Origin of the sequence: Vibrio sp. 10N.261.55.A7, from assembly GCF_002877365.1 — a bacterium.
In the GTDB taxonomy this organism is placed as follows: Bacteria; Pseudomonadota; Gammaproteobacteria; order Enterobacterales; family Vibrionaceae; genus Vibrio.
Window position 1 is genome coordinate 1 of record NZ_MCWZ01000279.1, and the last position, 12,037, is coordinate 12,037.

Consider the following 12,037-nt stretch of genomic DNA (forward strand, 5'->3'; position numbering starts at 1 on the left):
ATTTATTAGAGCAACAGACCTTGCTCTGGTAAATCTGTAAGCACAACACGTTACTTAATAAAAATTAGAAGTTTAATAACAAATTTCAATCACAGGAGTATGGAAATGAAAAAGTGGTTATTAGTAGCAGCTCTTGCTGCAACAGCAGCAACAGGTGTAGCCCAAGCGAAAGAATGGAAAACAGTACGCTTTGGTATTGAGGGCGCTTACCCTCCATTTAGCTGGACTGAGGCAGATGGTTCACTAAAAGGCTTCGATGTTGATATGGCGAATGCACTTTGTGAAGAGATGCAGGTGAAGTGTCAAGTGGTACCGCAAGATTGGGATGGCATTATTCCTTCACTTCTAGCGCGTAAATACGATGCAATCATCGCTGCTATGTCTATTACAGAAGAGCGTAAAAAGCGTATCGATTTCACTGGTAAATATGCATTAATTCCTAACAAATTTATCGCTAAGAAAGGTGCTGGCCTGAACTTTGACGACCTAAGTGGTCAGAAAATTGCCGTTCAACGTGCAACCACGCATGATAAGTACCTAACTGACAACTACGGTAGCTCAGTAGAGATCGTACGTTACGGTTCATTCGACGAAGCTTACCTTGACCTTGCAAACGGTCGTGTTGCAGCTGTATTGGGTGATGCATCGGCTCTAGAAGAAGGCGTACTAAACAAGGCCGGCGGTGAAGCTTACGAGTTTGTTGGCCCATCACTCACTGATCCTAAGTGGTTCGGCGAAGGTTTCGGCATCGCAGTACGTAAACAAGATAAAGATCTAACTAAGCAGCTAGACGCGGCAATTCTATCTTTACGTGAAAAGGGTGTTTACCAAGAGATCGCTGCTAAATACTTCAACTATGATGTATACGGTAAGTAATATTTAGGTACTTAACCTAACGATATTTGGTTGTTGGTTCCTAGTAATCGATGTACCCAGCAGCCAAATATCTCAATATACAACCTAGGGACTAGGAACTAACCCATGTTAGATTTACAAGGATACGAAGCCTCAATATTTAAAGGGGCCGTTTTAACCATCGAAGTTGCCTTGCTTTCGCTTGTTCTTGCAATGATACTAGGCATGCTCGGTGCGCTTGCCAAATTAGCGCCATATAGATGGGCTCGAGCAATCGCTACTCTTTATACCACTGTAATTCGAGGCATTCCCGATCTCGTTTTAATGATGCTTATCTTTTTCGGTGGTCAAATCCTGCTGAACAACAGCCTTTATTCAATCAATGAGTGGTTGAATGAGTGGTTTACCTCTTCCAATCCAGACCATGAGTGGACAGCATACTTACCTGACTATATCGATGTGAGCCCATTTGTCGCTGGGATACTCACCATTGGCTTCATCTTTGGTGCATACATGGCTGAAACCTTCCGCGGCGCTATTATGGCGGTTGACAAAGGTGAGTTAGAAGCAGCTAAAGCGTACGGAATGAGTGGGCCATTAGCGTTCAGACGCATCCTACTCCCACAGATGATTCGTCATGCACTGCCTGGGTTTGGTAATAACTGGCTCGTGTTGCTCAAAACGACTGCATTGGTTTCGATTATCGGTTTAGAAGATATGGTCCGCGTGAGTTCGCTTGCCGCAGGTTCAACAAAAATGCCGTTCACTTTCTATATGACCGTTGCGATTATCTTCTTACTGTTCACGAGTATTTCGACGGGCTTTCTGAAGTTAGTTGAACGCAAATTTAGTATACATACGAGGTAGAAAATGGATTTCTCATTACTGATCGATAGCTTTCCGATCTACCTAGACGGACTTTGGACGACAACGTGGCTCGTTGGATGTGCATTAATTCTAGGACTAACCGTTGCGATTCCTCTGGCTATTGCTCGAAACAGCCCAAATTATCTCTGGAGTGCACCTTCTTGGGCATTCATCTACTTTTTTCGAGGAACGCCACTTCTGATTCAGCTTTACCTCATTTATTACGGTATGGATCAGTTCTTTCCGGTTAAGGATACGCTTTGGGAAAATGCTTGGTTTTGCGCTTTGTTTGCCTTTGTTCTTAATACATCCGCTTATACAGCCGAGATCATTCGAGGAGCCATCAATGGTCTTCCTAAAGGTGAGGTTGAAGCCGCGAAAGCCTATGGCATGAGCCCAGCTAAAACCTACCGTCGCATCATTTTGCCTAGTGCTTTACGTAGAGCATTACCTGCGTACAGTAATGAAGTCATCTTCATGCTGCACGGCAGTGCGGTCGCTGGAATTATCACTATTATGGATTTAACTGGCGCAGCTAGATTGGTTAACTCACGTTACTATGCCCCGTTTGAGTCGTTCTTGGCTGCAGGCATGTTCTATATGGGACTCACCTTCATCATTTTATGGTGCTTTAAACGCGCTGAGAAACGCTTCTTGGCCTATTTGCGCCCATTGAGCTAATTACAAATATGTGTGACAAAAAAGGCTTCGTAATGAAGCCTTTTTATATTGAAAATAACTAAGAGAACGTGGACCAAATAGGAGCGTGGTCAGAAGGCTTTTCTATTCCTCGGAGTTCGTAATCCACATCCGATTCGATGCATTCAGACGCTAAAGAAGGCGTGGCCAGTATGACGTCAATCCTTAAGCCTCTGTTATCAGGAAAGCCTTTCGAACGATAGTCGAACCATGAAAATCTGTCGTCTGTTTCCGGATTAAGATTTCTAAAGGTGTCTTCTAGTCCCCAGTCTTGAAGCGTTTTCAACCACTCGCGTTCAATCGGCTGGAAAGAGCATTTCCCGGTTTTCAACCAACGCTTACGATTGGGTTCACCAATGCCAATATCTAAGTCAGTTGGGCTGATATTGATATCACCCATCACCACGAGTTTTTCATCATTACTGTGGTTGTCATTGAGATAGGTCATGAGGTCTTTGTAGAACTGCTCTTTGTACGGAAATTTGGTCTCATGGGCAATGTTATCACCTTGTGGGAAGTACCCATTTAATACGGTGACAGGTTCACCTTTTTCATTGTCTACAGTGACCATGATCATGCGTTTTTGGTGGTCATCATTGTCTGTTGGAAAACCGTATATGACGGACGTCGGTTCATTTTTACATAGCATTGCAACACCATAGTGCGCTTTTTGCCCATGAAAGTAGACGTGATAACCCATCGCTTCTACAGCTTCAACCGGGAAAGCGTCGTTATGTACTTTTATCTCTTGAAGTCCGATGACATCGGGTTGATGTTTTTCGATCAAAGCTTCTAACTGATGTAAACGTGCTCGAAGACCATTGATGTTAAAGCTGATGATTTTCATTCTATTAACCTTGTTATTGTTGAACAAGGCTATGTTAACACTGGAAAAACAGGCGGGCACAAATTAATTTTCTAGCGTTACGTTATATTTGACGGGTTTAAGTTATCAAGTTGTTATTTAGTGGATTGATATTGAGAACAATTATGCTTTAATAAGGAAATTGTTGTATAGCGTGTCATTGGTCACGAAATGGGCAATAGATATTCATAGTTTGCTAAAAAAAGGATGCAGTATGCGAACTCTATCAGTTCAATGGAAGATCGTTTTATTATCTGGGTTATGTCTCTTAGTCACTTCGGCTTCGCTTATAGGATTTTCTGTCTATAACGCGCTCTCCAGCCAAAAGACGTTAAAAGCACAAAGTAGTGCCTCAGTTATCGATAAATCTGAACAGTTACTTCAAACACAAGCATTACTTAATGCCACCGAAGTTGAAGAATATGTTAATGAAGCGCTCTATCGTTCTGAAATGCTCGCGGCCAGTGCGTTATTTTTAAAAAGTAACACTGAAGAGAATTTTGGTGATACTGAAGAGTTGAGAACGGCTCTCGATGAAATGATGCGTACAGCTGTTCTGAATTTTGAAACTATTCAAGGGGCTTTCCTTGTTTTCAAGCCAAACTTACTAGATGGGGAAGACAGCAACTATGAAAATTCGGAGTATGTGGGCTCAAATGAAATAGGTCGATTCGCAACATACTGGATGACCGCAAATAACGGTGAAAATGTTCTACCGAATGTACTTAGCGAAAAGGTGCTAAGTAATGATGAAAACAGCGGTCGTTTTGCTTGCCCTCTCAATTCCGGTGATACTTGTATCACGTCTCCAAAGCTTGTAGAGCATGAAAACGGTGCTTTTCTAACATCTTCTATTTCTGTCCCTCTTATTGTAGAGGGTGAAGCTATCGGTTTTCTTGGTATCGATTTACGACTAGACATGCTAATCGATATTGTTTCTCGCTCTGACCAAAGTCTTTTTGATGGTGTAGGCCGTGTTCATATGATCAGCCTGGATGGTACGTTACTGGCCTCGGATGATAATTCTATTGCGGTTGGTAGCCCATTTGCTAGCGAGCATATCAGCAATGATAAACTCACCGATTTTCTTTTTGGCGGTGAAATTCAAACCGAATGGACAGAATCTGGCGACTGGTTGACGGTGTTCGCGCCTTTAACGATGGCCAATAGAACTTGGGGTGTTATTTTTGAGATGCCACGTTCTGCAGTCGTGGCTGATGCCGAATCACTTGATCAGGTGATAAGTGCTCAGGTTAACGCAGGTGTTAAAACGGAACTTATCGTTGGCGTTCTCTTTATTGTGATTGGTCTTGGAGCCATTGCACTTCTTGCAAGAAGTATTGCTAAGCCTATTCGTGAAGTGGTTGCGCGGTTGGACGATATTGCGTCCGGAGAAGGTGACTTAACGCAAAGGCTTGACGTTAAATCCCAAGACGAAATAGGGCAGTTGTCGAGTGGTTTTAATCTCTTTTTAGAAAAGCTTCAAGTGACCATTAAAGATGTGGTTGAAACGACACATGAAGTGGCGGAAACAACAGTACAGGCCAAACGAGCAGCTGCTTCAACTCGTACAAGTAGTGAATCTCAGTTTAAAGAAGTTGACCTAGTAGCAACGGCTTCAGAAGAGATGACTCAAACAGCCAGCCTCGTTGTTCAAAATGCGGAAACGGCGGTACAGGCGGCCAGCAGTGCTAATGAAGCCGCAGAGTCGGGACAAAAGGTGATTGAAAGCTCGCAACATGAAATGAGTGCGTTGGTGGCTAAAATGACGCAAGCAGTGCCGATTGTTGAAGAGCTTGCTAAAAACAATACCAATATCACAGAGATACTCACCGTTATCGAAGGTATCTCTGAGCAAACTAATCTACTCGCTCTGAATGCGGCAATAGAAGCAGCCCGTGCAGGAGAGCAAGGCAGAGGTTTTGCCGTCGTTGCTGATGAAGTTCGTAACTTGGCAAGCCGCACTCAATCGTCGGTGGGTGAGATACGTGAGGTCATTGACAAAGTTCAACGTGGTACGCAGGACGTTGTTTCGGCTATCCAAGAAGGTAATCAATTAGCGCATGAATCTTCTAGCCAAGTCGATACCGCAGTTGCAGAGCTGTCTCAGATTTTTGAAGCGATCGCGGCAATAAATGATATGAACAATCAAATTGTGCGTGCAGCCGAAGAGCAGCAAACGGTTTCTGCTGAAGTGAACTTGAGCGTCTCTAACATTAGAGATTTGAGTGCTCAGATTGTGAGCCAAGCAGGAGATTCAGAATCCGTTGGAGCACAGATAAATGAGCTCTCAGAAAGACAACAAGAGTTGGTGAGCCAATTTAAGGTTTAGAACATCTCCAAATGAACAAAAAAACCAGCATGTATTGCTGGTTTTTTTGTTGATATCGCATACCTAAGTCCGGTATCAGACGTGATATTTATTCAACGTCTTCTAAATACCAGTAACCTTTGTTCACTAAATCCGTTAGTAAAGAAATTTCACTGCTTGTAAGCTCATGGTCAAAATCATGGGAACTCAGGCTTTGGCGATTACAAAGCCTTTGAATGAGTGGAATATGCTCTTTATCGACTTTGTACATATCATTGTCGATGTAAGCGATGGTGGGCTCGGAATCATGATACAAAGCTCTTAACCCAGACACTTTATTGAAAATCGAACCGCTGTTGTACTGAAGTGAAACCTCTTCTTGGCTCCATGCTTCTTCTGGGGGATAAATAGCCAGTTGGTGGCGAGATTGACTCAGCATACTGCCAACAAAGTCCTTGATCTTGGCTTCATCACTAAAAGCCTTCATCATCATCTCCTTCAGTAACGAAAGATCTGAGGATTGAATAGCCCCAAATTTATCTTGGCCTTGCATTGACGGGTTGTGTAGGTGTTTGTCACCCAAATCATGCGAAAGGACAAAGTCTGCGAAGTTACTGATGAGTTCTTGTTCTTTTGGAGAACGATACCCCATTGAATAACTCATGGAGGGTTCTAGCGTTGTCCCTTCGTGAGGGAAGCCAGGCGGTATATACAAAATGTCACCAGGTTCGAGTTCTTCATCCAAGATAGAGTCAAAACCTTCAATTTGTCTTAGTGCCGCTGCTCGGTGAGTCTCTTTGTACTGACCGATATCTCGATCGCCGACGCGCCATCGACGTTTACCTGAGCCTTGAATGATAAATACATCATATTGGTCGATATGTGGTCCAACGCCGCCGCCTATAGCAGAATAACAAATCATTAAATCATCAAACAGCCACTGAGGCAGTGCTTCAAACGCCTTGGTCAGTTCTGCACAGCCTTCATGCCAATGGTTAGCGGCTTGAACGATCAGTTGCCATTGTGAATCGGGAAGTTGAGTCAGTTTTTGTTCACTAAAAGGCCCATGCTCTGCTACCCACTCATCGTTCAGATTTGAGACATAGCGAGAATCGACTTCTTCTTCCATTGTTAATCCTGCTAATTCTTCTGGAGAAATAGGATCAATAAAATGGCTAAAGCCATTCTTAATGATGGTCGGTTTTTTATGCCAAAACTCAGCCAAGAATGTGTCGAGCGAAAAAGATAGTTGATACATGTGCTTACCGATTGAAGGTTAAGAAGAGGGTAGTTTGGTTTGTAGATCTGCTTTAACGATATCAATTGCTTTTACCGCTGTTTCAATATCGACGTCATTAGACTCCAGCAAATAAATAAGATCGACAGCGAGCTTTATTTCATCAGGTGCGTTATCTAGCGGTGTAGTGTTGTCATTTGACATGGATTCATCACTCTCGTTACTGGTTCTTTTCTCTGAATGCGATTTGTTGTTCAAGTTTTCGTTTTGCTTCTTGGCACCTCAGCAAGCGCTGTTGTACAGAGTGTAATATTTGTTGGGCTTCTGGCTTATGCTCATAAGGCGCTTGCTCTAATGCCAGTTCTTTCTCGCGCACCATATCTTGTAAACGGCTTTCCCACTCTTGGTGCTTTTTAAGGTTTCCGTAGAGTGCTTTTGTAGACTTGCGAAAAGAACTTGTGTGTTTGGGTTCTACTTTTCGAATCTGCTGCGTAGAGAGTTCCCTTTGAATTGCACTGACTTGTGAAAGGAGTCGTTCAGTTAAAAATTCCGCTCTATCTTGATTAAGTCTGCCATTACGTTCTTCTCGAGATAGCGTTTCATAGGTAGCAATAGTCTCATGTACACAAGGTATAAGCAGATTAGAGTGACAATGGAATAAGATTTCGTCGAACAGAGGTTGGTGATGCACACCTCGTCGCTTGTCGAGCTGGGTTGCTTGATTAGTGAGCTGCTCTAGTAGTGGTTCTAAGTTAGAAAGTTGGCTCATAACAATTCCTTTCCAAGGTTACACGCTCACAAACCAAGCTTCATAGGCAAGCTTGATAGCAAGAATGCTGACAACAGTAACAAAAACAGGACGAATAAACTTCCCGCCAAAACGAATAGCGGAGTGCGCACCCACATACGCCCCTGCCATTAGGCAAACACCCATAGTGAGGCCAAGAACCCAGTCGATGTGGCCTAGAACGGCAAAAGTGATTAACGAAGTAAAGTTACTCGTGAAATTCATCGCCTTTGCAAGGCCAGATGCCAATAGGATATTCAAGCGATAAAGAGCCATTGAACTCACAGTCCAAAACGCGCCTGTCCCTGGGCCTGCAATTCCATCATAGAAGCCTAATATCAGGCCTTGCAGTGTCTGCTTTTTCTTTAGTTGAGCACATTGTTCAGGAAGTGTGTTCTGGTTTGATGGTGGTGTTTTGTGAAAAATGGTGTAAACCGCAGCCCCTAATATGATCAAAGGCAGTCCCTTCTCGAGCCATTCTGTGCTGATAACGTCAACGATCAGAGTGCCAAAAATAGCGCCTAACAAGGTTGCAATGAATGCGTGCCCCCAAAAGTGAGGCTTAAACAGTTTCTTTTTGTAATAGGTAAATGCAGCTGTTGAAGAAGCAAAGGTAGCTGCGAGTTTATTAGTGCCTAAAGCAATGTGTGGAGGCAAGCCCAATGACAATAAAGCGGGTACTGTTAACATTCCACCGCCGCCAGCAACAGCATCGATAAAACCGGCAACAAAGGCGACAAGCGCTAGCACAACCAACATGGTTGGCTCTAATAATTCCATAAATAAGTCTTCTTTCTATAGGATTGATGCGGTGAGCAATCACTATTTTATTATTCTTTTAAAAGGGGGCAGCGAGTCAAGCAGCGACTTACCATAACGTTTCGTCACGATGCGGCGATCTAGAATGTACACTTTACCAGAGTCTCTTTCCTTTCGCAGTAAACGACCCACAGATTGAATGAGTTTTTTACTCGCTTCAGGAACGCTGATTTGCATGAATGGGTTTCCACCTCTTTTCTCAATGTACTCGGCATGAGCTTGTTCCACTGGGGAAGTGGGCACTCCAAATGGAATTTTTGTAATGATTAAGTTTTCTAACAGTTCGCCAGGGAGATCTAAGCCTTCTGAAAAACTGCCGGTACCAAAGAGAACGCTTGTTTTACCACATTGGATAAGCGTTTTATGTTTATTTAGAATTTCTGTCCGTGAAGAATCGCCTTGAACCTGTAGTGACCACCCTTTCTTAATAAAGCCTTTTGCCAATCCTTCAGCTACTTGGTTCATCTGCCAGTAGGACGAAAAAAGCACGAGGTTGGCCTTTTTGTCTTCGATTAAGTCTGGCAACGACTCTATAAGGTGATCTGTATATTGCGGGGCTGCTGGCTCATATTTCATGTTTGGTACGATCAACTCTGCCTGGTTTTGATAATCAAAAGGTGAGGCTAACGCTAAAAATTGAGTACCAGAGTCTGCTTTTTCACTGACACCAGTTTGGTGACAGAAAAAACTGAACGAATTTAATGCCCGCATCGTCGCCGAAACAAGTACTGCGCCAATACAGCGACTCCAAAGCTGTTGGTCTAACTGCCAGCCAACTTCTAATGGCGATACATTGACGGTAAAGTCTCCTTCTCGATCTGTTGAAACTTCGATCCATCGAGCCAGAGGCGCGCCTTTTTCCCGCTTAGATTCCGCCATTAGAGTCCAGACTTGAGCTAAATTTTCGAGTCTTTGCAAATAGAAACCAATTTCCGCTAAAGCTGGCTCCGCCAATCGACTGGCTATTTCACCATCTTTAAGTCGCTCTGCGATCAAGTCGGCAATTTTTGCTGCGGCCTGGCTACCTTTTGTTGCAAGCTGTTTAAGATCACTTGATTCCTTCTCTAGCCAGTCAGGTAGGTCGCCATCTTCGAATCGATACTTATTCTCTTCAAATAATGACGGATCAAAGCGTTTACTTAACTGTGTCAAAGAAGGAATCAGTTGTTGTATTGAATCTTGCAACTGATTTTGAAAGCGACCAACCCGTTTTTCGTCAGCGAGGTTTGAAAACTTGCTAACAAGCTGATTCAAGCGCTCTAACCAACTCGCGGCACCTTTTAAGCTTGCAGAAGCAGAGGAGTGATCTCTTGCTACTTTTGGTAGATGATGGGCTTCATCGAAAACATATAGTGTGTTTTCAGGCTCTGGGAGTATGACACCGCCGCCAAGATCGGCATCCGCCATGACCAGACTGTGGTTGGCTATAATGACATCGGCTTTGTCTAATTCAGAACGCGCCTTTTGGAATGGGCACCCCCTATGAGTGGGCAAACTATTATTGCAGCTATGCTTGTCACTGACGATAGACAGCCATAGTTCATCCCTAATCGGCTTAGGCCATGAGTCTCTATCACCATCCCATTTGCCATTGAGTAATGATTTGTACATCGTTTGCAGCAATTCAATGTCGTTCTTTTCAGGTTTCGATTCGAACATAGCAAGTTGGCCACCATCTACACCGCTTGCCGAAGCGAGTTTTTCGGAGCAGCAGTAACGTTGGCGACCTTTTGCGAGTATAAATGAAAACTCTCGATCAGTGATTCTGCGAAATAAGGGTAGGTCTTTATTGAGCAGTTGCTCCTGGAGCGCCACAGTCGCTGTCGAGATAACGACCTTTCTATTGCTATATACAGCGATGGGGATGGTGGCCATCAAATAAGCAAGAGATTTTCCAATCCCCGTTCCTGCTTCTCCAACTAGGATGCGATTTTTTTTGTGGTAATCACCAAGAAGTGTTTTGGTGATCTCTGCGACTAAGTAATTCTGTGCTCGACGAGGTACAAAGTTATCTAACTGATACTGGAGGTTTTGATAACTTTTACGAATGGATTGTTGGATTTTACTGGCTGACATATAGAGACCTAAAGAGTGACGCAGCGATGTTAGCACAAATTGCTAGAGTGTACTTAGTTCACGAAATTGAATGCTATTGGACAAAAAATGGATCTTGTTCACAAAAAAAAGTTGAACCTTCAGGAACTTATAATAAATTCATAGATAAAAATATATAAACCTCTAAATGGGGTTTCTTTGTGGGTGATTGTGCTATTACTTTTGTTATTTGTTTGTTTTTTTGGTTATTAATTTCATTTGTGGGTGTTGTTAATTTTTTGGTGTTTCATGGTGAAAACTTATGAAGTGGCTCGAAAAAAGTCCCATTATCCATGTAACTTATTGATATATAAGTTTTTGACGTTTTTTTAGGTTGTTTTTTATAAGATTTGACACGCAGGATTATCTTTTGCAATCTAGACATCGAAATTTAGTGACGGTGTCATCAAGCCATAAGAGCTTGAGCCACCATCAAAATAAAGGGAACCGGACAAGGAATTCCCATCTAATGAAAAGGCAGTGGATTATCATGAAAAAGACTCTATTAGCTCTTGCTATCGCAGCATCAGCAACTTCAGTACAAGCTATCGAACTTTACAACCAAGATGGCGTAACTGTTGACCTTAAAGGTGACATCGAAGTACGTTACAAAAAAGATTTCACTAAAGGCAGCGATGCTAAGCAAGAAATCGATGACGCTGATTTCGGTTTCGACACTCGTTACGCAGTAAACGATGACTTCCAAGTTGGTGGTTACCTAGAGTTTTCTGGTGACAACAGTGACCGTGCAAACGACAAAACTAGCGTAGGTAACGTTTACGTTGGTTTTTACACAACCGATTTTGGTACTCTGAAAATTGGTAAGCTAGACACTCAAATGGATGATTCTGGTATCGGTTCAGATTACCTATTCGGTATCAGCTCATTTGTAGACGATGCACCATTCGGTGGTGAAGAAGCAGTTCGTTACGACTACGACAACGGTAGCTTCTACGGTGGTTTCGGTCTTATTGAAGACAAGCACAACTCTCAAAACATCGGCGAGAAAGGTCACTATTACGATATCAAACTTGGTTACCGTGTTGCTGACTTCAACGTTACTGGTTTCTATGCAGATGCTGATCTTCAAGGTAATTCTCTAAACAATGAAGCTTCTCTATTCGGTCTAGAACTTCGTTACGGTGGTGTTGAAAACCTAAACCTAGAACTAGCTTACTACGGCAACGAAGTTAAGTCTGGCGCGACTAAAGTTAAAACTGGCGACGAAGATACAATCGCATTTGCTGCAGACTACACTGTTGAGAAATACACGTTCGCAGGTGGTTACAGCATGACAAGTGCTAACATTACTGGCGAACAAGACCAAGATAACTGGTTCCTTAACGTAGGTTACGCTCTAGCTCCTAACACAACTGTTTACGCAGAAGTTGGTGGCGAAGATCAAAATGGCGTTGACAACGACACTGGTTACGGTGTTGGTATCAAAGCTTCTTTCTAATCTAAGACTATTTAGATTTCGAAAAGCCACCCTTATGGGTGGCT

Annotated in this window: 11 protein-coding genes; 5 read left to right on the plus strand and 6 right to left on the minus strand. The window is 43.0% G+C overall.

The window, feature by feature from the left end:
* Positions 1-105: 105 nt before the first annotated feature.
* The 3 genes from BCU12_RS13125 (at position 106) to BCU12_RS13135 (ending at position 2,403) form a co-directional block, all read left to right on the plus strand.
* Positions 106-876 carry an ABC transporter substrate-binding protein gene (locus BCU12_RS13125; RefSeq protein ID WP_198599329.1) on the plus strand — a complete coding sequence of 257 codons (771 nt, stop codon included), beginning with the start codon at positions 106-108 and terminating at the stop codon, positions 874-876.
* 105 nt (positions 877-981) lie between these two features.
* A complete protein-coding gene (locus BCU12_RS13130) occupies positions 982-1,722 on the plus strand; it encodes an ABC transporter permease (protein WP_102404702.1) in 741 nt (246 codons plus the stop codon).
* Between the two features lie 3 nt (positions 1,723-1,725).
* Entirely contained in the window at positions 1,726-2,403 is a 678-nt protein-coding gene (locus BCU12_RS13135; protein WP_102404703.1) for an ABC transporter permease, read from the plus strand.
* A gap of 58 nt (positions 2,404-2,461) precedes the next feature.
* Here BCU12_RS13135 and xthA read toward each other — a convergent pair whose 3' ends face one another.
* Positions 2,462-3,268 carry an exodeoxyribonuclease III gene (gene xthA / locus BCU12_RS13140; protein WP_102404704.1) on the minus strand — a complete coding sequence of 269 codons (807 nt, stop codon included), beginning with the start codon at positions 3,266-3,268 and terminating at the stop codon, positions 2,462-2,464.
* Positions 3,269-3,500: 232 nt separating this feature from the next.
* Between xthA and BCU12_RS13145 the strand changes: the two genes are divergently transcribed.
* On the plus strand, positions 3,501-5,618 hold the full coding sequence (locus tag BCU12_RS13145) for a methyl-accepting chemotaxis protein (RefSeq protein ID WP_102404705.1): 2,118 nt from the start codon (positions 3,501-3,503) through the stop codon (positions 5,616-5,618).
* 88 nt (positions 5,619-5,706) lie between these two features.
* Here BCU12_RS13145 and BCU12_RS13150 read toward each other — a convergent pair whose 3' ends face one another.
* The 5 genes from BCU12_RS13150 to dinG are packed head-to-tail and all read right to left on the minus strand — an operon-like array spanning position 5,707 to position 10,516.
* On the minus strand, positions 5,707-6,855 hold the full coding sequence (locus tag BCU12_RS13150) for a cupin domain-containing protein (RefSeq protein WP_102404706.1): 1,149 nt from the start codon (positions 6,853-6,855) through the stop codon (positions 5,707-5,709).
* An 18-nt stretch (positions 6,856-6,873) separates the two neighbouring features.
* Entirely contained in the window at positions 6,874-7,038 is a 165-nt protein-coding gene (gene rsmS / locus BCU12_RS13155) for a pleiotropic regulatory protein RsmS (RefSeq protein WP_102404707.1), read from the minus strand.
* A 16-nt stretch (positions 7,039-7,054) separates the two neighbouring features.
* Positions 7,055-7,603 (minus strand): primosomal replication protein, encoded by a 549-nt coding sequence (locus tag BCU12_RS13160; protein WP_102404708.1) that lies wholly within the window; start codon positions 7,601-7,603, stop codon positions 7,055-7,057.
* 18 nt (positions 7,604-7,621) lie between these two features.
* Complete coding sequence (locus tag BCU12_RS13165) at positions 7,622-8,401, minus strand: TSUP family transporter (RefSeq protein WP_102404709.1); 780 nt, start codon at positions 8,399-8,401, stop codon at positions 7,622-7,624.
* 42 nt (positions 8,402-8,443) lie between these two features.
* Complete coding sequence (gene dinG / locus BCU12_RS13170; protein WP_102404710.1) at positions 8,444-10,516, minus strand: ATP-dependent DNA helicase DinG; 2,073 nt, start codon at positions 10,514-10,516, stop codon at positions 8,444-8,446.
* A 508-nt stretch (positions 10,517-11,024) separates the two neighbouring features.
* Here dinG and BCU12_RS13175 point away from each other — a divergent pair.
* Positions 11,025-11,993: a porin gene (locus BCU12_RS13175; protein WP_102404711.1), complete on the plus strand. Its 969-nt coding sequence runs from the start codon at positions 11,025-11,027 to the stop codon at positions 11,991-11,993.
* The last annotated feature ends 44 nt before the right edge of the window (positions 11,994-12,037 follow it).